We start from the raw sequence: 24,011 nt of genomic DNA, 5'->3' as shown, positions 1-24,011 counted from the left end.
TAATTTTGACATTCGTAGGCTTAGGCTTCGAAGTTGTAAAGCGGTGTACTGAGGTAACGTTCACCGTTACTTGGCACGATTACAACAACACGTTTGCCTGCTCCCAGCTGTTTTGCAACCTGAAGACCTGCGCGGATCGCTGCACCGGAAGAGATCCCGGACAGAATGCCCTCTTCCTTCGCTACCTGACGAGCAGTCTCGAATGCATCATCATTCTCAATGTGAATGATCTCATCATAGATTTCCTGATCCAGAATCTCAGGGATAAAGTTGGCACCAATTCCCTGAATCTTATGAGGGCCTGGTTTGCCACCCGCCAGAATTGGCGAAGCTGCTGGCTCAACTGCAACAATTTTAACGCCAGGGAAAGCTTCTTTCAGCACTTCGCCTGTACCTGTGATTGTTCCGCCTGTACCAATTCCTGCAACGAAAGCATCCAACGTACCGCCCACGGATTGAATCGCGTCAACAATCTCAGGGCCAGTCGTTTCACGGTGGATCTTCACGTTGGCTTTATTTTTAAATTGCTCTGCCATGAAATAGGATGGGTTTTCCTTCAGCAATTCTTCGGCTTTCTTAACAGCACCATTCATACCTTCGGCTCCCGGTGTAAGCACAAGCTCAGCACCATACGCACGAAGCAAGTTACGACGCTCCAAGCTCATCGTCTCAGGCATTACAATAACAGACTTGTAGCCTTTGGCTGCAGCCACCATCGCGAGTCCAATTCCCGTGTTACCACTTGTTGCTTCGATAATGGTATCACCTGGTTTCAGCTTGCCTTCTTTTTCCGCTTCTTCCACAATACTAATTGCGATACGGTCTTTCACGCTTGAACCTGGATTCTGGTACTCCAGCTTCACGAGTATTTCAGCACTGCCTTCAGGTACAATACGATTCAGACGAACAAGCGGAGTACCTCCGATGAGTTCTGTTACGTTATTAACTACTTTAGCCATATGAATGCCCTCCTTAGTGGGATGAGTAATACTTAAGTCCTGTTACTTTATACTGTGCGGCCGATAGCCTCTGGATGTTATAGAAGAACTGCGGAAATCCTGTTATATCCTATCCCTTACTGCTAAGATTTCTAGACAGGGCGGAGGTTTCCGAAAGTTTCTTTGTTCATAAGTAAATCTTTTATATCCGAGTAAACGAGTAGGTATTTGATTATTTTCATCTTATCAACGTTAACCCTTATTGTCAATATGAGTACTCAAAAAAAATACTCTGCCTTAAGCCCTAGGACCGCAGACAGAGTACTTTTATCAAGATGCAGCAGTACGAGACAATCCTTGCGAATGGAATTCAGGAGGCAGGAATCTCGGACAGGATCACGGCTTCATACTTGTTACGCAGCATTTGCTCCACCTGCGGTAACGGATCAGCCTGACTCAGAGCCAGCTGCATTCGAATCTCCTCATGAACTTCTTCAGCCGACTGCACTTGGCGTTCTTCTATATCATTGAGTCTGATAATCGCATAGCCTTCCTCTACTTGAACTGGACCGGCAATATCGTCAACATCCAGTTCCGCAGCGAGTTGAAGAATTTCTTCAGGCTGGAATGGATCATTCCGCTCAATCCATCCCAGCCTCCCACCAGCTTCACGAGAGAAGCTGTCTGTCGATAGCCTGCGAGCAGCTTCTTCAAAGTCTTCACCATTTTCCAACGCATCCAGTAAGGAATTCGCTTCCTCTTCTTCCTCTACTACGATGATGGACAAATCATATTTCTCAGGAGAAATGTAATCCTCACGGTGTTCGGTCCAGTAATGCTCAATATCTGCATCTTTGATCTGTATGCCGATCGTGGCGATTTTCTCAAGCAGCAGCCTGTATCCGGCTTCCAACTCAAGCTCCTTTTTTGACAGACCTAATTGGGACTTCATTTCATCAAAATACGATTTTTCTGAATCGTACCCCTCCATCGCGGCAGCCAGTTCCCTTGCGATCTCTTGGGGGGTGACGATCAGCTTGCGTTCAATTGCTTCGGCATATACAGCTTTACGATTCAGCATCTGGAGTAACAACTCACTGCCGTAACGTTTTTTCAGCGCGTCGGTCCACTCCTTGTCCGTGATGACTTCTCCGTTGATTGTCGCTACGGTGCTTCCTTCTTCCGTATTGGCATCATGGGATGCATCTGTCTCGTCTTTACCCTGTCTGAGACCATGCATGGCCATCACTGTACCCATGACCAGCATGCCCAGTGTCAAGACAATTACGGCCGTCCACAACCCTTTTTCCTGTCTTGTCATTCCGCATCCCGTCCCCGCATAGATCAGTTCTTGGCTTGCTCTAGGATGGTCTCAAGTTGTTCTTTGTTAAATTCGTAAGCTTCATTACAGAATTGGCAAACCACTTCAGCTCGGCCCTCTTCTTCAATTAATTGCTCCATCTCCGTTTGGCCCAGGCTGATCAGCGTCTTCTCTACCCGCTCACGTGAACACTCACAGCTGAATTGAATATCCAATCCTTCCATTACCTGTACATCTGGCAGTAACCGGCGAAGCAACTCTTCCAGCTCAAGCCCCTGATCCAGCAACGTTGTCACTGGCGGCAACGCGCCAATGGCATTTTCGATCGCCGTGATCTCTTGATCTGTCAAACCCGGCAACAGTTGCATAATGAATCCACCTGCGACAATAACGGAATTATCCGTATCGACGAGTACACCTACCCCTACAGCAGAAGGTGTCTGCTCCGATTGGGCAAAATAGTACGTAAAGTCTTCGCCAAGTTCTCCTGAAATAATGGGCACACTGCCACGGTATGGCTCTTTCAGTCCCAAATCCTTGGTTATGTTAATGAAGCCTTCGGTTCCAACCGCGCCTGCAACATCCAGTTTGCCCATACTATTGCTTGGCAGATGTACGTGTGGATTAGAAACATACCCCCGAACCTCGCCTTTGGCATTGGCATCGGCTACGATCTGTCCAATTGGACCATCCCCATTGACTTGTATCGTTAGCTTTTCATCACCTTTGAGCATCGCACCCATAATAGCTGCTGTTGTAACCGTACGCCCCATGGCAGCTGTAGCCGTGGGAAACGTATCGTGTCTTCTGCGTAGTTCCTCAACCAGTTCCGTAGTCTGGACAGCAAAGGCCCTTACCTTTCCATTCATTGCTGTACCACGAATTAACCGGTCATGCTTGTTGTTGTTTTCCAAGTCATTCAGCCTCCTTTGGCGTATCGCCATTATAGTCCGTAACACAGAAAAAACGGCACAACACTTAAGCTGTAATCTCAGCCCGCTGTATGCCGTCTCTAAGCTCACCTTTCCCGGTTCCGCTCATATATAATACGCAGCCCTTCAAGCGTAAGCAGCGGATCAACTTCCTCTATACTACGGGTTTCTTCTGCAATCAGTGTAGCGAGACCACCCGTTGCAATAACTCTGGGCCTGGCTCCCATTTCTTCGCGAATACGCTCTACAATACCATCTACCTGCCCTGCATAGCCAAATATAATGCCCGCTTGCATCGCATGAATAGTATTACGACCAATCACCTTCTTGGGTTTCTCCAGTTCAATACGAGGTAACTTGGATGCCCGCTCATAGAGCGCTTCGGTGGCAATGTGAATGCCAGGTACAATAGCTCCCCCCAGGTAATGACCTTTCTCGTCAATACAGTCAAAGGTCGTTGCAGTACCGAAATCGACCACGACGAGAGGGCCGCCATACTTCTCAACGGCTGCTACTGCATTAACAATGCGATCTGCACCCACTTCACGCGGATTTTCGTATCGCAGGTTCAGGCCGGTTTTGATACCAGGCCCAACAAGTAGCGGTTTTTTGCCTACATATTTTTCACACATCGATTCGATTACATTCACCAGTGGCGGAACCACAGATGAGATGATTACACCTTCGATGTCGCTTGCCCTGATGCCGGACATATGAAATAAATTATAAATCAATACGCCGTATTCATCCACTGTTGACTGACGTGATGTACTCAGACGAAAGTGGTGCAGCAACTCCCGGCCTTGATATACGCCGAGCACCATATTGCTGTTCCCCACGTCTACAACTAAAATCAAAGAGGTTCACCCCTCTTTCTTTTCATTTAAATCCAGGCTGATATCCAGGCTCTCAAAAGAATAGGTTAACCTGCCAACCGAAATTACATCCACACCGCTCTCTGCAATACCACGAATGGTCTTGAGGGAGACGTTACCTGATGCTTCTATCTTCACATGTGGAGCCTGCTCACGAATGAGTTCTACTGCTTCACGCATCCGATCTGGATGCATGTTATCCAGCATAATGATATCTGCCCTGGCTTGCAAGGCTTCTCTCACCTGCTCCAGATTTTCAGTCTCCACTTCAATCGTCATCGTGTGTGGAATAACTGTTCGTGCACGTTGCACTGCTTCGGTAATTCCGCCTGCACCCTTGATGTGGTTATCCTTAATCATAACAGCATCGTACAGTCCAAACCGATGATTCGCTCCTCCACCTATACGTACCGCATACTTCTCAAGTAACCGGTGACCCGGCGTTGTTTTGCGTGTATCCACCAACCTTGTTTCCAGGCCATCCAGTACATCCACATAGGCACGCGTGCGAGTAGCAATTCCCGACATACGTTGCAGCAAATTGAGTGCCAGTCGTTCACCTGTAAGCAGTGAATGTGTACTTCCCTCTACCTCGGCTAGAGTCGTGCCATGCGTAACCTTGTCTCCGTCTATTACCTTTGGCGTAAATACAAGTTCGGGATCGACTACCTGAAATACGAGTTCGGCTACGGTCATTCCTGCTATAATGCCATTGTCCTTGGCATGTATAATGGCCTTGGACTGATTGCCTGCTGGAATCGTCACACTCGTTGTAACGTCACCTGCACCGACATCTTCACGAAGCCAGTTTCTGATTGATTCGATAAGCCCATCATTATATCCATTTCGTATCATGACATCAATTCCTCCACAATCGCTTGTTCTCGCTGCTGCAGACTATGCTTCTGCCATACGACATCATCACGTGCCGGGAAATCCTCACGATAGTGAGCCCCCCGACTCTCCTCGCGGTGCAATGCTCCGCTGGTAACTAACCAGGCACAGGTCAGAAGGTTGGCGTACTCCATCTCTTCCTTATGGGTGAGTGTCTGATCAAAAAACTGCAATTCCTGGTGCAGCTTGTCCATGGCCTTCTGCAGATTCTCACCATTCCGGCGCAAGCCTACCTGACGAACCATCATTTTCTGTAGTCGTAAGCGTCTTTCGGATATCGGCCTTTGCTCTTTGCTCATCTTGCTACTCATGTCCACAGAAGAAGAGGTATTCCCTCTTAATGAACCAAGCGGAGGAAGAGATTGAATGCGATCTACAATTCTCCGGCCAAATACAATTGCTTCAGACAAAGAGTTGCTTGCCAGACGGTTAGCTCCATGCACTCCTGTGGACGATACCTCTCCACAAGCAAATAACCGGGGGATGCTGCTCTCTCCACTTAGATCCGTTTTCACTCCGCCCATCATGTAATGAGCAGCAGGTGCAACGGGAATCCAATCCGTTGTCATATCTAATCCATAACGCATACAAGTCTCATATATGGTAGGGAACCGATGCTTGATCATCTCTGGCTGTTCATGCGTAATATCCAGGTACACAAAGGTGCTGTTGGTAGACTCCATCTCACTAACAATCGCTCGTGCCACAATATCGCGTGGTGCCAGTTCAAGCTGGGCATGATATCGATCCATGAAGCGTTCACCCTTCACATTGCGCAAAAATGCTCCCTCACCGCGCACGGCTTCTGACACAAGGAAACGTGGGGCCCCCGGGTAACAAAGAGAGGTAGGGTGAAATTGAATAAATTCCATGTCACGAACGATAGCCCCAGCCCGATAGGCCATTGCTACACCATCGGCAGTAGCTACATCCGGATTCGTCGTATATCGATACAGTTGTCCTGCCCCACCAGAGCAGAGAACAGTTGCCTGTGCCTTCACGAAAACTTGCAATCCATCGTCCTTCTGAATCAGAGCGCCGATGCATTCCCCTCGATCTCGATCCGTAATCAGATCAATCACAAAATGCTCATCCCATACTTCAATTCCGGGATGTTCATTCACTTCGACTGCAAGCGCACGTACAATCTCATATCCCGTTGCATCCCCGTTGGCATGCAAAATACGGCGGTGGCTGTGCGCACCTTCCTGCGTCAACGCCAACTCGCCGTTCTCCAGGTCAAACAACGTACCTAAACGAATCAGTTCCTTCACACCGTCCGGCCCCTCATTCACCAATACCTCTACCGCCTCGGAGCGGCATAAGCCCGCTCCTGCAACAAGTGTGTCCTGCAAGTGGTAAGCAGGTGAATCATCTTCAGCAATAACCGCAGCGATGCCTCCCTGCGCATACCGGGTGTTACTTTCAAGTAATGACTTCTTCGTGATCATTAATACACGTTGTTGTTCACTTGCTTTAATAGCGGTAAACAAACCAGCAATCCCTGAGCCTATAACCAGTACATCCGTTTCTACCGTGGGTAGCGCAGATAGATCAAAATCAACTAAATATTGCGGTATCATGTTATTCACCTGTCTTGGAGCAAGAGTAGCGCATCCTACTTCACCAATAACATACGCTCTAGTGATTCTCTGGCTTTGTCGGCAACGGCCGGTGGCACATAGATCTGCGGCTTCATCGTTTCCAGGCATTTAACCAGTTTCTTCAAGTTGTTGACCTTCATGTTAGGACATACGAGGAATTTGGTAGCAAAATGAAACTGTTTATCCGGACTATCCAAGCGAAGTTGATATCCTGTACCATCTTCCGTACCTACGATATATTCCTTCGCTGATGAATTTTTGCAATACTCCAAGATGGCTGTTGTACTGCCTACAAAATCACCCATCTCTACAACCTCGGGACGGCACTCTGGATGGACAACAAACTCTGCATTCGGATGCTTGGCTCTCATCTCCACTACATCTTTGACTGTGAGCATGTCGTGAGTGTTGCAGTAGCCTTCCCAGATAATCATTTTCTTGTCTGTATGCTGCTGGACGTAATGTCCCAAGTTTTTATCCGGTACCCAGATAATTTCGTCGGAATCTACCGATTGAATAACCCGAACTGCATTCGCCGATGTACAACAGATATCGGTCTCTGCCTTGATCTCAGCCGAGGAGTTGATATAAGTGACAACCTTGGCATTAGGGTGTTGTGCCTTCAATTTGCGAAGTCCATCCACATTCACCATATCTGCCATTGGGCAACCCGCACGTTCGTCCGGGATAATAACTGTTTTGTTCGGCGCCAGAATTTTAGCGCTTTCACCCATAAAGTGAACACCACAGAAAACGATCACATCTGCATCGGTTTGTGCTGCCTTCTGGGCTAATAGAAACGAATCTCCACGGAAGTCAGCAACCTCCTGTACCTCGTCACGTTGATAATAATGGGCAAGAATAATGGCATTACGTTCCTTCTTCAATTCCATCAGCCGCGCACGCAGTTCGCGGTTCATCTCAGCCTTGCGCTCTAAAGCCAGAGCTTCCACCTGTGATCCTCTCCTTTATCGGGACAGCGTCATGCGCTGTTTCGTAGGGCCAACCTAGTCGTTATCTTCGCTTGAGAAACGAATCACAAGCGGTTTAACAACTAATTTACACAACGTTCATGACTCTGTCAATAAATGAAAAAGGCCCAGAACAACGCCGTAACCACCCGTTTGCTAACTGGTTCGCCATCTAACTCCCGTTTATCTTTATCTATCCTCTTTAAAATAATGGACAAAAAAAGAGAGCCCGAGGGCTCTCTTGATTTCACCTGCTAGTATAGCCAGATGTATTATGCATTAAGACGTTGGCTTCGTTCCGCCATCATCCGGGTTATTGTTATTACCCTTTTCCAGATTCGGAGCTTCGTTCGGAATATCTCCGGCTGGTGGCTCAGGCGTTTCATCTTTACCTTGAATACGGACACGCACATCACCGATGTTGTCAATGATGGGCTCTCCGCCTTCAGTTGGCGTATCTTCACCGTCATTGTCATTCTCTGCTTTTGGAGTCAAAGAACCTGTTTCGATCAATTGTTTGATCTGATCCATTTCCAGAGTCTCAACCTCAAGCAAAGTCTGAGCGATCAGATGCATCTCTTTTGAATGTTTAACAAGCAAGTCCTTACACTTCTCATAACAGTCATTGATAAAGCGTTGCATTTCCTGATCAATCTCATAAGCAATGGAATCCGAGTAATTCTGTTCATGGCCGATATCCCGACCAAGGAATACCTGTCCTTGTGAACTTCCGAATTGCATAGGTCCCAATTTCTCACTCATACCGTACTCCATAACCATGCTGCGAACAATACCTGTCGCTTGCTGGAAGTCACTGTATGCACCAGTACCAATTTCTCCGATGAACAATTCTTCAGCTACACGACCCCCGAGAAGTCCGGTTACTTTATCCAGCAATTCCTGCTTGGTAACCAGCATACGGTCTTCTTTTGGCAACATGATTACATATCCACCCGCACGTCCGCGCGGAATAATGGTCACTTTATGTACCATATCAGCATGTTCCAGGAAGTATCCTACGATGGTATGACCTGCTTCATGATAAGCAACGATTCGTTTCTCACGATCACTGATGACACGGCTTTTCTTCTCCGTACCAACGATGACACGGTCAATCGCTTCGTCAACTTCCTTCATGGAAATATCTTTACGGTTACGACGTGCTGCAAGCAATGCCGCTTCGTTCAAGAGATTCTCCAAATCCGCACCAGAGAAACCTGTTGTACGCTTCGCGATAATATCCATCTTCACATCTTTGGTCAGTGGTTTATTACGGGAATGTACTTTCAGGACAGCTTCACGACCTCTTACATCAGGGCGATCAACCGTAATTTGACGGTCAAAACGTCCAGGACGCAGCAAGGCAGGGTCCAAAATATCTGCCCGGTTCGTTGCGGCTATGATGATAATACCTTCGTTAACTCCGAATCCGTCCATCTCAACGAGCAATTGGTTGAGTGTCTGTTCACGTTCATCGTGACCACCACCGAGACCAGCACCACGCTGACGTCCTACAGCATCAATCTCATCGATAAAGATGATACATGGCGCATTTTTCTTCGCATTTTCAAACAAATCACGTACACGTGATGCACCGACACCGACAAACATTTCCACGAAGTCAGAACCTGAAATAGTGAAGAATGGTACACCCGCTTCACCGGCTACGGCACGAGCGAGCAATGTTTTACCGGTACCTGGAGGCCCTACGAGTAATACGCCCTTAGGAATCCGTGCACCTACTGCTGCGAACTTACGAGGGTCCTTGAGGAAGTCTACAACCTCAACAAGTTCCTGTTTCTCTTCGTCAGCACCCGCAACGTCTTCAAATGTAACCCGCTTCTTCTCTTCGTTGTAGAGACGAGCACGGCTTTTACCAAAGTTCATTACTTTACCGCCGCCGCCTTGAGCCTGATTAAACAGGAAGAAGAACAGCAGGAACATAATGATCAAAGGAATAAAGGAAGTCAGCAACGTCAACCAGATGCTGTCACCTTTCATCGGCTCCTGATGATATTGGAAATTGTTAGTTTCACTTGCAGCTACAAGCTCACTAATTGCCTCATCCGTAGGAGGAATATACGTTGAGAAATTTTCTGATTTGGCGCCATCAGGTGCCTTCTTGTATTGACCGGTCACGAGATACGTTTGACCGTTGAATTGAACCGTCAATTCAGAGACATTGTTGGCTTTGATCGCTGCACGCAACTGATCATATCTAGGATTATCGGTGGCTTCGCCGCCATTGCTGACGAACTGGACTATCCCCACCACAACTAAAAAAAGAATCAAATAAAAACCAGAATTCCGGATGAACCGATTCATCCCCTACCTCCTCTCGAGACACTTTAATTATTTTAACATAGCCCGACATGGCTTCTCAACAGAAGCCAAGAACAGCTCAAGGCTTGGGTCGGGCAGGATATTAGCTAGTGTAGACTTCCGGCTTCAAAATCCCGATATAGGGCAGGTTCCGGTACTTCTCGGCAAAATCCAAACCGTAACCTACGATGAATGCGTCAGGAATGTCAAAGCCTGTGTAATGAGCTTCCAACTCCACTTTACGGCCTGAAGGCTTGTCGAACAGCGTAACCACACGCACCGATTCGGCACCACGGTTCTCTAGCAGTTCAATCAGATAGCTGAGTGTAAGTCCGCTGTCGATAATATCTTCGACAATCAGAACTTCCCGTCCTTCAACGGATACATCCAGATCCTTAATGATTTTGACAACACCTGATGACTTGGTGGAAGCGCCATAACTGGATACCGCCATAAAATCCATTTCAACAGGTACCGTTATGTTTTTAACCAAATCAGCCATAAATATAAACGCACCCTTGAGCACACAAATGACCAAAGGATTGCGGTTTGCATATTCGGCACTTAGTGTTGCGCCTAATTCCTTGACTTTACTCTGAATTTCTTCTTCACTGATCAATACTTCCTGAATGTCGTTCTGCAACTGTGCGAACCTCCTAAGTTATACTATGAAAGCCTTACCTGAACCATAACCACTACCCCTGAATCGCTGAATCGCCTACAGTCATGTACAGGATTGCGGAAGTGCCCTCCCTGACAGGAGCCACATTGGACCGTCGAACACCCGGTAACCAGATGATATGACCTGCTCCATCACATACCACAGGAATACGTGGACGGACAGATGGGGGGATTTTCTCATCGATGAAAATATTTTTCACCTTTTTGCTTCCGTTTAATCCCATTACTTTCATGGTATCTCCAGGTAAACGTGAACGCACAACCAGCGGCATAAGCAGTTGATCCGCATCAAACGCGGCTTGATTCGCCGATTCTGGTACATGATAGTCCTCGGGACTCACCGGCATCAACCGAATATACCGGTTAATCTCGGTGAGTGAAAGCTCATAAGTTCCACTCCATTGCGCAAGACGATACTCGTAAGATTGATCCTGTACGTCCGTCCGTATGCCAAAAGAAATCAGATTATACTCCCGAGTGCAGGCGAGTGTCTGTCCTATATCCAGGCTCCAGGTCGTCACATGGGTCTCCATGACCTTGCGACGAATGGTTTCTATACGGGTAAAGTCGACAAAATCACTGTCCAAAGGCAGATAATTCAATATTAGTTTAATCAACCTTCGTTGTAAAGCGACATGTAACTTCAAGAAGGAAGGCACCTCAAAGGTTTGCCTTCCGCCGTTCACCTGCACAAGACACCTGTATGTGTCATATGCACTCTGCTCCATGAAATCGTCTTCATCACCCACAATTTCGGCAAGCCGATTCAATGACGGCGTGAGTTGTCCATTATACTGCCCCAAAAAAGGAAGCACATCCAAGCGAATGGCATTACGCCGATATTTACGCAGGGAATTGCTCTCATCATTGAAATACATAAAACCCTGGGTATTACAAGCTTCTACAAGGTCTGTCTTGTTTATACGAAGGCATGGACGAATAAGTTCCACATTTTTTTCACGTCTTTTAAACTTCATTCCTGCGAGTCCCGATAAGCCGGTTCCACGAAGCAGATGAAGCATGACCGTCTCTGCCTGATCATCCGCATGATGTGCCAAAGCGATGCTTGCCGCATTATATTTGGAAGCCACTTCGTGCAAAAAGGCATATCGCTTGTTGCGGGCCGCTTCCTGTGGTCCTTGACCCGTCAGCTCCATATATGAAGGAACGTCAGCCTTGATCCATTCAAAAGCAATCCCAAGCTGCTGTGCCAGTTCCATCATTTTCTCCGCTTCATCATCAGATTCACTCCGGAAGCCATGATGCACGTGGGCACATATCAATTCAAGCGGCACATGCCGCGTGCTGATCTCGTGCATGATATGCAAAAAAGCCACCGAGTCCGGCCCGCCCGATACTGCGACGACAATCCGATCCCCGGGAACCCATAACTGATGCTCTTCCGCTGCATCCAGCACGTTATTCACCAGCATGTTCCAGCGTAAAGCCTCCATACCTGTTCCTCATTCCTTGCGTTATGTATATGCACTCTCTCAGATTAGAAACGTAGTGCATAGATGAGCACCCCAATAAGTAATATCACAGATACAGCGAATGCGTTCTTAAGCCAGCGCGGTGTTGTACTTTTGGAACGACGGCGAAGAGGCGTGGGGCGTGCCATCATTTCCTTCCACCCTTGTGCTGCATGGCCTGCATCAGGAAATTGACCTCGTAAGGCCTGGATTGTCCAATTGCGAAAAGGACCAAGTCGTTCACTACGCTCCACCAGCGCTACGAGCTGATTCACACTTCGCAGTTGCGGTAACCCTTCTGCTGCCAGTGCCTTGAGCGCGTCTGCTTCAAGTACATGAATCAACAATAATGCAAAAGCAAATACATCATAGGTACCGTCTGCTGTTCGGCTGCCTGCATTCCAAAAGCCCCGATCATACCATTCGGTGAACTGCTTGACGCTTCGACCAATTGACGTAACTCCGCCGTAGTCGATCAATTCCACATGCCCATAGTCAGATACCAGCACATTCTGAGGCTTGAGATCACCGAACACCCATCCCGCCTGATGCAGCTGTGCCAGCTTCTGCAAGAGTCTAAGTCCCACCAAAAGTGTCCAGTCTGTCCCCTGACGCCGAATGAAGTGATGAAGAGCCTCACCTCGAACGTAACGCATCACATAAAAGGGAATATCCCGGCCACGAACGGCATAATCATCCACATCTTTAAGATAGGAAGGAATGCCGCTCTGCCGAAGGGCCTCATGATTACGCTGTAGTTGAAAAGATTTGAGCACATTGACTTCCGATTGCAGATCAACCGGATCAAATCCCATTTTAAGCGCGTAGTGTTTGCCATTTTCACCCCGTTGGACTAGAAAAACGATGCCATTGGCTCCTTTGCCCAGTAGCTTCCGAATCGTGTAACGACTGCGATTCCATTTCCCTGTAACCACTGTTCCTGGCGGGAAAGAGGCGTCAGACAACGTTGTCACCGAGCATCCCTTCTCTTTCAATGCGATAGTTCCCTTCTATTTCCTGCTGTTTCTCCAGTGTACCATAACGGTAAAAATCAATCACCTTCTGAATTGCAGGACCTGTCGGTGTTGCACCCTTCATCTGCAATCGTCCAAACAGGGACCGAACACGGCCTGGATCCGTTGTCCAGTCAATATCCATTACCGCATCTTCGCCACTGTGTCTTCCTGGAAAATGAAATACCGAAAGCTTGCTCTGACCTATACGCGCCTGCAAACTTAGCATTAAATCGCGAATGCCTTCTTCTACTGCAGCTAGTTTGGGCTTCATGCTGGCACTGACGTCAATCAGCAATATAACCTGTAACGCTGTAGTTTCAGCCATATCATCCATCACTTCCACGACCCGGGCGCGTTGTGCGGGTTCCAGATCAGTTACCGTTTTGGGCTCCTTCTCTCCCAAAATTTGTGTTAACTCTCTATTAACCGCCTGCTGAATCGTCTGAACCACCGTTTTCCTTGTCATCATCTGCATGGTATGGGCAAGCTGCCGTGTACCTACAATTTGGCTAATTCCACCTCCGGCTCTGGCAATGTCCTCAATCTCCCGGCTACCCAGCTCACCAATGGTTCCATAATCAATCACGCCAACCACATTAACCGTGATCCCTTCTTCCTGCGCTTCGGCCGCTGCCAGCACCGGACTTGGTCCTACATTGGAACAACCGTCGGTGATCAACAAGATTTGCTTCATCCGATATCCCTCCGTTATTCGTTACTCTCCAACTCTATGACTAGCATTGCCAGAATGAAGAGACTTCAAACAGAAGAATATGCAATTAACTGACGGTCCGTGGACGCTCCATCCGGTTGATGCCAGGCACACGCAGTGTGGCCCATTCAGGGCGGAAATGCTCTACTTTTCCAACAACGACAGTCATATCATCCAAAATTTCATGCTGTTGATATCTTATGACACTCTCAAGCAGGCAATCGGCCAACTCTTGCGGATCATCTGTATCAATCTCTTGAATGAGCCGTTTCATCCATAACTCCTTGTTCACCGCATACCCCGGTGCATCGTAGATACCATCCGTCATCATAATGAGAATGTCCCCCGGCTGAAGCTGTACCGTCACCAGATCCACTTCAATATCCTTAATAATACCGATCGGCAAATTACTGGCTGAAACTTGAATAACCTCCTGTCCTCGTTTGATAAAGCTTGGCGTTGATCCAATTTTCATAAACGTTGTCTCTGCCGTATATTCATCAATTAGCGCCATATCCACTGTGGCATACATCTCTTCAGGTGATCGCAACATCAGGACGGAGTTCACGGATTTGATCGCCAGTTTCTCGTCCATGCCGGACTGTAGTAACTGTTCCAGTATATTCAGAGCTGCACTGCTCTCCATTCGTGCCCGTTCCCCATTGCCCATTCCATCACTAAGCGCCACCGCAAACGTGCCATTGCCTAACTCAACCGTGCTGAAGCTGTCCCCTGACATCACATCTCCCCCTTTTGCAGCAGCAGCAACACCCGTGGTGACCTCGAAGGTTTTGGCTGAACCAAACGTGACGGTCGCCAGTCCCTGACGAGGGTCTGTCATGGTCTCATGCAAAACGGCAATATGCTCGTCCAATACATCCGAGATCAGCGGAGCTATCATTTTCCGGCACTCATCGAATCCCCGTGTATATGCATGTACAATCTCAATTTCCACATTACCCGCTTCCAGATTGATAATCTCAATGGAATGAATGGATAGGCCCAGTGACTCTAATGCGTCCCTGATCTGCTCCTCCTGCTGCACCATCTCATCACTTTCCCGTTGAATCTCTTTCGCCAGGTCCTCCATAACCTGAGATACGCCAGACAACTGCTCTGCAACGAGCTGTCGACTATCTATAATCTGACGCTTCCATTGCATGTTATGTTGATGCAACCCATACTGGGCACGCATGACTTCAAGGACCTCTTCCGGTTTCGCACACACCCTGTTCCATTCCACTGGAATCTGCTTGCCTGATATCTCCGGGTTCCCCTCAATCGTACTCATCACGTCCGTCATATATTTGTAGGTTTGAATAAACTTCGCATCCCAGCATTGCGTACGCTTGAAGCAGCTTGCACACGTGCCCTCGGCAACCGCATTCATGAAATGATCCATTCCACCTTCTTTCTGTACCGGCTCCCCCGCACCGGACATCTGATCGAAGCTGCGTGACAATTGACGGAATACCTGCGAGAACCGAGTTACCCGCTCTGCCGTGATATCCCTTATCCGTTTGGCATATTCATGCTGAGACTTCGTGTGATCCTGCGTACCTGGCACATACTTGGATATCGCCGTCAGCAAGCTCTTAGGTGTCAACATGAATAGTACGATAGCTGCACACGTCTCCCATAATGAGTTCATCACATCACCTGGACCGCCCAAGTATATGGATAGAATGGACGAACCCAATAGCATGCCCAACGCAACCCCCGCACGTTTGCCCTCTCGAAGCATACCCGCCAGCATCCCGGCAAAAGCAAGCAGGCTCATCTGATACACCGCTGACATGTCAGCCAGGCTCAGAATTAAGCCGGTAATCACCCCAACCGAGGCCCCGAGGGGGGCTCCGCCCACCAGCGCAAAGATTAGAATAAGATAACGGGAGAGCATATGCTCGACGGACAGAGACTGAATTGTCCAACCTACGGCTCCCGTCATAACGGAAGCGAGTAATATGATTAGGCAGAGGATCTCCTCGTTCTTTAGGTTGAATTTTTTTTTGCGGTAAGTGAAGATCGGTATGGCTTGTATAAAAACAAGGGTGAGCACGAAGCTTAATACCGAATCCATCGTGAGCATCAGCATGGCGTACCAACTGAAGGATGGCCCGATCACGACGGCGAATAACTTGACCATAAAAGTAGTCGTAAAAACCATCATCGGCGCATAAGATAATTCAGCACGATCATATGACTCCAGTCCCCGGAAGAGCAGATAGAAGATGGCGATCTCCGATGCGACAATGAGAGGTACCGGAAACGGTGCAAAGAGACTGCCTGCGAGTAGAGCAGCTCCTACCGGTATGATGTAATCCCTGCGCATGAATGCAATTACAGCGAAGTAGGCAATGGCAAAGGGCGATAATTCATTCAGAATCATGGCCTTTCCGAGCAGGAACCCCATAAACGTAAGTAACAGTACCCATTTGCGGGAAGCAACCATTTGGACAGCCTTGCGGGAGCCAAGCCATTGTTTCAGACGTACCGACAGCTCCTCCCGAGCTTCCGTACCTCCTTTGCCTGCTTTCATTCCCGGAAATTGAATGACATTCCACTTTTCCATCATCCTCAAGGCACCCCATTCGATTAATTTGAATTTTCGTGTTTCGTTCTCGATGGTTCTGATTATAGATAGATTAGAAGACGTAGTTTGTCAGAATAGGTGGGCAGGGTCCAAAAAGTTTACGACAAAAGAAACGAGCCTGGCGCGGTGGAGCGAAACCCCCGGCCTTATTGCAGTTTCAATCATTCTCACACTTGATTCCGACAAGGGGAATGTCTGATTTTGAACCGGGGTTAGTATGTCCTCGCCATCATTTGAGCAGGATAGCTGTGGAATGCCACGGAAACCTGTCGGTAAAAAATGGTAGACGACAAATGTTCTTATCGTTCCATTTTGCCGTGCAGAAAAACTGGGGATATGGAGTTTCACCTTACAAGAAAAGCTATTCCACCGCTCATCTGCAAAAGTAAACGCAAAAAAAACCGTTAGCCCATGGGCTAACGGTTTTACTATATGTTTAGATCAGGTTGAGACAGATTACACACGCTTGGCTCCGCGGCCTCCGCGTTTGCCTTCTGTGTTCTTTTTAAGCGAAGAGATCCGCTCTTCACTATCTTTCAGGAAGCGCGACATTTTATCCTCAAATGAAGGTTTGCCTGCTGCGGGCTTGAAAGAACGGCCTCCACGGTCACCACGGTTAAATCCACCGCCGCCGCCACCACGACCTTGGCCACCACTTGGGCCTCCGCCGCTGAATCGTTCGCGATCTCCTCCACTGCGTTCCGGTCTAGGAGCTCTCGGGGGTCTGGATTGTGTTTGTTGCTCAACCGGTTTGTCAACAGCTTGCTTAATGGAAAGTCCGATCTTGCCATCCTTGTCAACGTTGATAACCTTCACTGTAACGAGGTCATTCAGCTTCAGGTGGTCGTTGACATCTTTGACGTAATTGTCGGCGATTTCCGAGATGTGAACGAGACCCGTGACACCTCCTGACAGATCCACAAATGCTCCAAAATGCGTGATTCCTGTCACCTTGCCCTCTAACTTGGTGCCCACTTCAATTGCCATAGAATAAAATGATCCTCCCTTAAAAATATACAACCCGATTTTTTGAATGCCAAAATCAATGCTGCGCTAATGTAATTATACCTTATGCCGTAAACCAAGGTCAACTGAACACTACCCTATCAGAGAGCCTATTTTTTCCGGTTTAACGGCTTCAGACACACGGAAACAAACCTAGCTCGGTAATAGACCGAATTCCATCAGTTCCCTGACTCTTCAACCTGGATCGGCGTTTCCTCAGGAAGATAATATCCTTTTTTTCGTGCCAGCTGTCCTATGTATTCTGGGTCATTCAACCGGCTGACTTCGTACTTCAACTGCTCCAGCTTCTTCAACGTATCTTCCTTTGAAGCTTGCTGAGTAGCCAGATGAGAACTCTTGTCCGAAATTTGTGCATTCTGCACAAGGAATGTATATCCTGCCCATACTACAAATACGATCATAAACGTCATCCAAAGCATGAGGCGCCTTCGTGCGCCGGCAGATTTCCCTTGGTTAGTTGGAGCCTTAGATCTGCCCACAGGTGTTTTACCCATTATCGGACCTCCTTAAAACCAGCGTTTCCAAATCGCTGCAATTCTTGTACCCACACGGATCATCCAATGCGGCGTTACCCAATGTCTCAGGAGCGGCCTAAACATCCAACGGAGTAACTTGCCGAAAGGTACCAAACATTGCAGCACCAGCTTGCCCAGGAATATTAGTATCGCAATTACAAAACCTAATAATACGCGAATCAACTTATAGATTCCCTTAGCCGGCATAACGATCAGGATGTTAAGGATATGTCCACACCAATGAATCAGCGTTCTTGCGAGTTTAATTAACATTACCACAAAACGCTGGGTTGTAACACTTAAAAGCCAAAAATAGAAGCAAACCCCTATAATCAGCCCCAAAAAGACATAAAACCGCAACTGTCCGTGGTTTCCGGCGTATAGCATCCGAAAAACGAACAGCGCGGAAGCAACCCAGTACAACAGATCTAGCGTGTGGATGCTCCATCTCGGAAACCGCAGCTGTCCGGACAGTACCCGGTAACTGTCATAGGCCATCCCCATCACGACCCCCGAAGTAAGCATCCACATCAATGTGATCCATTGAGTATCCGGACTCATCGGAACATCTTGCCAAACAGGCCTTTACCGTTTTTAGACTGGGAACCGGGGTCCAGATATTGGAGCGAACTTACTGTACCTTCAATAGATAACAGACCTTCCTCCAGGCTCAGGTTTTTGATATGTAAATTGTGCCCCCGGATAGTCAGATGCCCAAGTTCAGTCTGCAGCAAAAATTCCTCACTGTCGAAGCTCTCCACATTGGAGACACCCGTCAGATCCAGCAGTTTCCGATTCTGCATGCTCAGATGATGCTGTTTGGCCTTACCGTGCTCAACCATGGCATGTACCCCTCCTTCTTACACCTAGCTTATGGATGTGGAGGTTAGAATAGAACCTGCGTTATTGAACAAATAACCCGCTATCTCGCTAAAACAAAAACGCCCTTCCCGGTTACAGGAGGACGTTTCGATTCAACTTGCATTGAATGAATATACAATCATATCAGGTGTACTGTTACCAGTTCATCCCGTTATCCTTGGCGATCGGCTCTTCCTTAACCAAGGTATAGAGGCTGCTCGCCTCATCCTTCTTGGTGCTCTCGGCAATTCGTTCCACCTTCACGGTGACCAGTTTCTGACCGAACTGAACCGTCAGCTCATCGCCTACTTTAACAGCGGCACTGGGCTTCGCTTCACGTCCGTTCACCAGAACACGTCCCTGTTCAGAGACGTCCTTGGCCACAGTACGGCGTTTGATTAACCGGGAGACCTTCAGGAATTTATCAAGACGCATTATTTTACGGCTTCTTTAAGTTTGTTACCTGCTTTGAATGCAGGAACAGTGGACTCAGGAATCACGATTTCATTCCCTGTTTGTGGGTTACGTCCGGTACGACCGGAACGTTTGCGGGTCTCAAAAGTGCCAAAGCCGATCAATTGTACTTTGTCTCCGCTGGCAAGTGCATCTGTAATTTCTCCCAAAAAGCCGTTCAATACGGACTCAACGTCTTTTTTAGTCAAACCACTTTTGGTTGAAATGTTGTTAATCAGATCTGTTTTGTTCATTTTTAAAAGCCTCCCAAATTGAAAAAAAAGTATCTGCTAGCCTGAGCAATAGGTTATTGCCCCTGGTTTCGCGTTAGGTTACTACACATGTATTCTGGCTTGGTATCTGAAATCCTGCCTTGGTCCGCGACTTTTTTTTAGCTTTTTGTCGATGGTCCGCAAGCAACAGTCTAAGACCAGTACCCGAAACCATCCGTCGCTAAACACCAACCCCAGTTTATACAGATGAACACATGTTCGTATATCATAACACACTGCATAGCATGAATGGAATACGGTTATCCGGCATTTCTCAGAAAATTGAACCTGTTATAATCCTGCCTTCTTCGCATCCTGCCAGAATTGCTCCATCTCTTCTACATTACTATCCGCTGGCGTTCTCCCCTGTTCGCGCAGACGCTCCTCGATGTACTGAAACCGTCCAACGAACTTGCGGTTTGTCGCAGCGAGTGCCTCTTCCGGGTCTGTATCGATGAATCTAGCGACGTTCGCGGCTGCGAATAATAAATCACCCAGTTCGAGCTTCCGTTCTTCCGCAGACTGACCTTGTTGCACCGCTTCTTTCAACTCCGCCAGTTCTTCCTCGATCTTGGCAAACACACCTTCAACATCATCCCAGTCAAAGCCCACTTTGGCTGCTTTCTTCTGCAGCTTGTATCCCTTCATCAATGCAGGCAAGTCACGCGGTATGCCGTCCAGCACGGAAACCTTCTCCTGATCCTGGCCCTTGCGCTTCTTCTCCTCTGCCTTCATCTGTTCCCAGTTCTGAAGAGCTTCATTCGCATCTTCTGCCTGACGATCACCAAAAACGTGTGGATGACGGAAAATCAGCTTATCGTTCAAGCCTTCGATGACATCATACACATTGAATGTGCCAACCTCTTCTTCCATCTGGGAATGCAATAAAATCTGCAGCAGCAGATCACCCAGCTCTTCTTTCATATGGTCGGGGTCATCTTCGTCGATTGTCTCAATGACTTCATAGGTCTCTTCAATCAGGTTTTTGCGAATGGATTGATGCGTCTGTTCCTGATCCCATGGACAGCCACCCGGACTACGAAGAATATTGACGATCTCATGCAAACGCGCAAAGGAACGGCGACGCAGGGCTTCATCGTTGTTCTTCGGTACATAGATCAGTGAAAGATTGCCGTACCCTTCGATCCGGTCCAGTTCGTGCAATGGAATCTTGTGAATGACCTCCTGGCCCTGTACACCCAGCGCGTGACCAACAAATACCGGATAATCATCCGGGTAGACCTCCATCAGGCACAGCTTCACATCCGAAGCAGTGAACACATCGTAGACTTGTCCGATCAACGTATGTAGTTGTGGTTGTACCAGTTCTGTGTTCAGGCTGCTGGCGTCCAGGAGTTGAAAACCTTCAATCGGGTCGAATCCAAGCCGGATAAAGGCTTCGTCCAGGAAGCTCTCTCCACCCATGACACGCAATGAAATACCCATCTGCGGACAACGTTCTTTGAGCAGGCGTACACTTGCTTCTGCTACCATCGGATGACCGGGTACAGCGTACACAATCTCCGTTCCGGCCTCACCCTTGCGAGCGGCTTCTATCAGTTGGTTCGCGATCTCATCGTATACTTCCGGAAAGGAGGACTTCGCCTCATAGATGGCATCAAATGATGTCATCTCCAGCCCCTCTTGTTGCAGATCATTCAATACGGGATGATCCAGGGTACGTACATACAGCGTAGCTGCATGTTTCATTTTCTTGATAATACCTACGGTCAGTTGGTCTGCATCTCCAGATCCAAGACCCACTACGGTTAAAGCTGCACTCATTACGTAAACCTCCATCCGGACTATCCTGTCCAGACTCACTGATTCATCGTGCCTGAACAGGACTAATTACACGTATTATACCAGAATCATTCGATATCCTATAATTGCATATTCTCGGCGCTGCATGCAGTAGCACAGTGAGCATGGAGCTAGCGCAGCACACGCAGTCTGCGCAGCAGCTTGGCAAGGCGAGGCCCCAACTTGGGCACGGCCGCTAGCTCCGCGGCGGTCAATAGCCCTGTCCGGGCCGCCGCCAGCAAAAACACGGCCGAGCCTGCGGCAATGCCCAGCAGGCTCACGCCCATCGCGGCCAGCCGGCTGTCGGCCGCGCTACCCATGCCGCCGAGCACCGCTTCGACGGCCCAGGCCGTGCCTACCGCCGCCAGACTCATGGCGGTGATCACCAGCGCCGGCTTCGCCAGGACGGCGCCAGGGGCAGGGCGCAGGGCGATAAGTCGCGCCAGCAGCGCCACATTCAGGCCAGCCGCCAGCATGTAGGCGACTGCTCCTGCCAGGGCCGCGCCGCTGATGCCCAGCGCCGGCACAAGCATGACGTTCAGCAGCGCCTTGACGCCTGCGGCGGCCAGCATGCTGAACGCGGGTGCGCGCACGGCGCCGAGGCCTTGCAGCAGCGCCGCCGCAATAATGCTGACGGTGCTGCCCGCAGCCGTCAGCGCCATGTACCGTAGTGCTTCGGTGCCTGCGGCATCTCCGTACAGCATGCGGTTAATCGGCTCCGCCAGCACCGCGAGACCCGCGGATGCCGCCAGGCCGATCAACCAGAACCAGCGCAGCGCGAGGCCTGCTTGCTGCCGGACGGCTTCTGGACCGCCCTTTAACCGGGCTTCCGCCATCGCCGGAATAAACAACACGGATAGTGACGTGGCTAGCATCGTCACCAGTTGAACCAACGGCAATCCACGGTTGTAGATGCCGAAGGAAACCATCGACTGAATCTCATCCAGTCCTTCTCCTCGCAACAGCCGCGGCACGGTGAAGGTATCCACCAGATTCATCAGCGGTACGGCCAGCGATCCGAGACAGACCGGAATGGCATACATAAGCAACGTCCTGATCCATTCGCTGTTGGATCGTGACCGTTCTCCCAGGGCGGGATTAACAGTACTCACAGTTTTCTTCTGCGGCGTAACCGGCCTATGCTCCTGACGCTCATGCCCGTCTGCTCCAACCTCTTGGCCTTTCCCGCTCCATTCTAAATTCAATTGCCCGGTGACCACTTCCCTGTCTTTCCGCCGATGTCGGACCACATACCCTAACATGGTTAGCAGTCCAATCATTCCACCGGCAACGGAGCCCATCATGGCGCCAGCAGCAATGGTTTCGAGCGAAGCATCTCGCCGCATCAACCACAAAAGCAGAACAATCATGACCGTGACACGAATCGTCTGCTCCACCACTTGCGATACGGCTGTCGGTACCATCTGTTGCAAACCCTGAAAATATCCACGCAGCCCTGTCATCACCGGGACAAACAATAAAGCCCATGAAGCCGCACGAATCGATGGCACTACATGTTGATTGCCAATCAGATCAGCGATCAGCGGCGCTCCTGCATACATCAAGAGCGCCATTATAATTCCAATTCCCCCGAGCAGCAGGGAAGATAGTCGAATAATTCTTCTGCTCTCGTCTGGTCTTCCGAGTGCGTTCTGTTCTGCTACGAATTTGGATACGGCAAGAGGCAGTCCTGCAGCAGCAAGCGTGATAATGAGCATGTATAACGGATACACGGTATTGTAGATACCAAATACACCGTCTCCCCCCAGATTCTGCAGCGGAATCTTCTGAAAAGCACCAATAATTTTAGAGATAATGGCGGCAAGCCCAAGTACAAATGCACCCTGCAGCAGCCTTGAGCCTGTAGACGGCTGTTTCATAAGTCCCTCCCGCGTATATCCCTGCGTTCTAATCCCTTAAGAGGTTAAATATGGAATTCAGCCGAAATGTCCGTTGCTCACGTAGTTTCGCCTACGCTCCGCTACTCCATTTCTAGCTTCATCCCATCTCTTCGGTACTGAAAATGTTCTTTTTGAACACATATTTTAAGCATACCTTGCTATTATACCTGCCTGAAGGCGCACAGACTAACCCTCCCCTATCACAATCATCGGATCAACTTCTTTATCCCTTAAATGCAAAAACTCCCGTATGCCCAAAACAGGGCACCAGGAGTTGATCTGCGGTCTATTGTTCCATTTGCTTGCCAAGGAAACCAGCAGCCGTCTCAGACATCTTCACTTCCATCTGAGACATCTTAACCGATTCATCCTTATTGAAAAGGATAACCGTTCCGATGGGGTCACCACCCGAGATAATCGGTGCAATAACAAAAGAGGATAACGTCTCGTCATGATCTTTGCTAAGCTCATAAGAACCATTGTTTGTTTCCAAAATGGTCTTTCTGTTTTCCATACAACCTTCCAACAGTTGACCCACCTGCTTGTCCAAATATTCTTTCTTGGAGCCGCCTGCCACCGTGATAATGGTATCCCGGTCAGAGATCATCGTTACATGGCCTGTACTCTCATACAGGGATTCTGCATATTCTTTGGCAAAATCGCCAAGCTCGCCAATTGGCGAATATTTTTTAAGGATAACTTCTCCATCACGGTCCACGAAAATTTCCAGTGGATCACCTTCACGAATACGTAACGTACGGCGGATTTCTTTTGGAATGACCACACGACCGAGGTCATCTATACGGCGGACAATACCAGTAGCTTTCATTTCACATGTTGCCCCACTTT

At 48.7% G+C, this 24,011-nt stretch carries 22 protein-coding genes; all 22 read right to left on the bottom strand.

The features are described 5' to 3' along the window. Nucleotides 1-20: 20 nt before the first annotated feature. Nucleotides 21-959 carry a cysteine synthase A gene (cysK, locus tag M1D71_RS00335; RefSeq protein WP_145326541.1) on the bottom strand — a complete coding sequence of 313 codons (939 nt, stop codon included), beginning with the start codon at nt 957-959 and terminating at the stop codon, nt 21-23. A 349-nt stretch (nt 960-1,308) separates the two neighbouring features. Next, a complete protein-coding gene (locus M1D71_RS00330; RefSeq protein ID WP_458124822.1) occupies nt 1,309-2,259 on the bottom strand; it encodes a peptidylprolyl isomerase in 951 nt (316 codons plus the stop codon). A gap of 23 nt (nt 2,260-2,282) precedes the next feature. Next, nucleotides 2,283-3,203 carry an Hsp33 family molecular chaperone HslO gene (hslO, locus tag M1D71_RS00325; protein ID WP_458124821.1) on the bottom strand — a complete coding sequence of 307 codons (921 nt, stop codon included), beginning with the start codon at nt 3,201-3,203 and terminating at the stop codon, nt 2,283-2,285. Nucleotides 3,204-3,277: 74 nt separating this feature from the next. After that, complete coding sequence (locus M1D71_RS00320) at nt 3,278-4,048, bottom strand: type III pantothenate kinase (RefSeq protein ID WP_458124820.1); 771 nt, start codon at nt 4,046-4,048, stop codon at nt 3,278-3,280. 6 nt (nt 4,049-4,054) lie between these two features. Next, complete coding sequence (gene nadC, locus M1D71_RS00315; RefSeq protein ID WP_458124819.1) at nt 4,055-4,921, bottom strand: carboxylating nicotinate-nucleotide diphosphorylase; 867 nt, start codon at nt 4,919-4,921, stop codon at nt 4,055-4,057. Beyond that, entirely contained in the window at nt 4,918-6,543 is a 1,626-nt protein-coding gene (gene nadB / locus M1D71_RS00310; protein ID WP_458124818.1) for an L-aspartate oxidase, read from the bottom strand. Before nadB ends, nadC begins: the two co-directional genes overlap by 4 nt. Before the next feature lie 35 nt (nt 6,544-6,578). Further along, nucleotides 6,579-7,517, bottom strand: a complete 939-nt coding sequence (nadA, locus tag M1D71_RS00305) for a quinolinate synthase NadA (protein ID WP_458124817.1) — start codon at nt 7,515-7,517, stop codon at nt 6,579-6,581. 297 nt (nt 7,518-7,814) lie between these two features. Further along, complete coding sequence (gene ftsH, locus M1D71_RS00300; RefSeq protein WP_458124816.1) at nt 7,815-9,860, bottom strand: ATP-dependent zinc metalloprotease FtsH; 2,046 nt, start codon at nt 9,858-9,860, stop codon at nt 7,815-7,817. Between the two features lie 100 nt (nt 9,861-9,960). Next, nucleotides 9,961-10,500 carry a hypoxanthine phosphoribosyltransferase gene (gene hpt, locus M1D71_RS00295; protein WP_458124815.1) on the bottom strand — a complete coding sequence of 180 codons (540 nt, stop codon included), beginning with the start codon at nt 10,498-10,500 and terminating at the stop codon, nt 9,961-9,963. 52 nt (nt 10,501-10,552) lie between these two features. Next, the gene (gene tilS, locus M1D71_RS00290; protein WP_458124814.1) at nt 10,553-11,992 is read right to left on the bottom strand and encodes a tRNA lysidine(34) synthetase TilS; all 1,440 of its coding nucleotides are present in this window, start codon (nt 11,990-11,992) and stop codon (nt 10,553-10,555) included. Between the two features lie 44 nt (nt 11,993-12,036). Beyond that, nucleotides 12,037-12,984, bottom strand: coding sequence for a serine/threonine protein kinase (locus M1D71_RS00285; protein ID WP_458124813.1), 948 nt, complete (start codon nt 12,982-12,984; stop codon nt 12,037-12,039). Continuing rightward, nucleotides 12,968-13,720, bottom strand: a complete 753-nt coding sequence (locus M1D71_RS00280; protein ID WP_091018321.1) for a VWA domain-containing protein — start codon at nt 13,718-13,720, stop codon at nt 12,968-12,970. The genes M1D71_RS00285 and M1D71_RS00280 overlap by 17 nt, the downstream gene beginning before the upstream one ends. A gap of 85 nt (nt 13,721-13,805) precedes the next feature. Further along, entirely contained in the window at nt 13,806-16,313 is a 2,508-nt protein-coding gene (spoIIE, locus tag M1D71_RS00275) for a stage II sporulation protein E (protein WP_458124812.1), read from the bottom strand. 474 nt (nt 16,314-16,787) lie between these two features. After that, nucleotides 16,788-17,318 (bottom strand): S1 domain-containing RNA-binding protein, encoded by a 531-nt coding sequence (locus M1D71_RS00270; protein ID WP_017691357.1) that lies wholly within the window; start codon nt 17,316-17,318, stop codon nt 16,788-16,790. A 197-nt stretch (nt 17,319-17,515) separates the two neighbouring features. Continuing rightward, nucleotides 17,516-17,851, bottom strand: a complete 336-nt coding sequence (locus M1D71_RS00265) for an FtsB family cell division protein (protein WP_458124811.1) — start codon at nt 17,849-17,851, stop codon at nt 17,516-17,518. A 12-nt stretch (nt 17,852-17,863) separates the two neighbouring features. Further along, nucleotides 17,864-18,433 carry a spore cortex biosynthesis protein YabQ gene (gene yabQ, locus M1D71_RS00260; RefSeq protein WP_458124810.1) on the bottom strand — a complete coding sequence of 190 codons (570 nt, stop codon included), beginning with the start codon at nt 18,431-18,433 and terminating at the stop codon, nt 17,864-17,866. Then, nucleotides 18,430-18,714, bottom strand: coding sequence for a sporulation protein YabP (gene yabP / locus M1D71_RS00255; protein ID WP_036606119.1), 285 nt, complete (start codon nt 18,712-18,714; stop codon nt 18,430-18,432). The genes yabQ and yabP overlap by 4 nt, the downstream gene beginning before the upstream one ends. 175 nt (nt 18,715-18,889) lie before the next feature. Next, nucleotides 18,890-19,168 carry an RNA-binding S4 domain-containing protein gene (locus tag M1D71_RS00250; RefSeq protein WP_036606120.1) on the bottom strand — a complete coding sequence of 93 codons (279 nt, stop codon included), beginning with the start codon at nt 19,166-19,168 and terminating at the stop codon, nt 18,890-18,892. Next, nucleotides 19,168-19,440, bottom strand: a complete 273-nt coding sequence (locus M1D71_RS00245; protein ID WP_017691362.1) for an HU family DNA-binding protein — start codon at nt 19,438-19,440, stop codon at nt 19,168-19,170. The genes M1D71_RS00250 and M1D71_RS00245 overlap by 1 nt, the downstream gene beginning before the upstream one ends. 309 nt (nt 19,441-19,749) lie before the next feature. After that, on the bottom strand, nt 19,750-21,243 hold the full coding sequence (gene yabN / locus M1D71_RS00240) for a bifunctional methyltransferase/pyrophosphohydrolase YabN (protein WP_458124809.1): 1,494 nt from the start codon (nt 21,241-21,243) through the stop codon (nt 19,750-19,752). A gap of 149 nt (nt 21,244-21,392) precedes the next feature. Next, on the bottom strand, nt 21,393-23,141 hold the full coding sequence (locus tag M1D71_RS00235; RefSeq protein WP_458124808.1) for a putative polysaccharide biosynthesis protein: 1,749 nt from the start codon (nt 23,139-23,141) through the stop codon (nt 21,393-21,395). A gap of 307 nt (nt 23,142-23,448) precedes the next feature. Next, nucleotides 23,449-23,991, bottom strand: coding sequence for a stage V sporulation protein T (gene spoVT / locus M1D71_RS00230; protein ID WP_036606123.1), 543 nt, complete (start codon nt 23,989-23,991; stop codon nt 23,449-23,451). Between the last annotated feature and the right edge of the window lie 20 nt (nt 23,992-24,011).

This window comes from Paenibacillus sp. Z3-2 (genome assembly GCF_054161325.1).
Note: the sequence above shows the minus strand (reverse complement) of the source record. Positions and strands in the feature narration are given on the sequence as shown.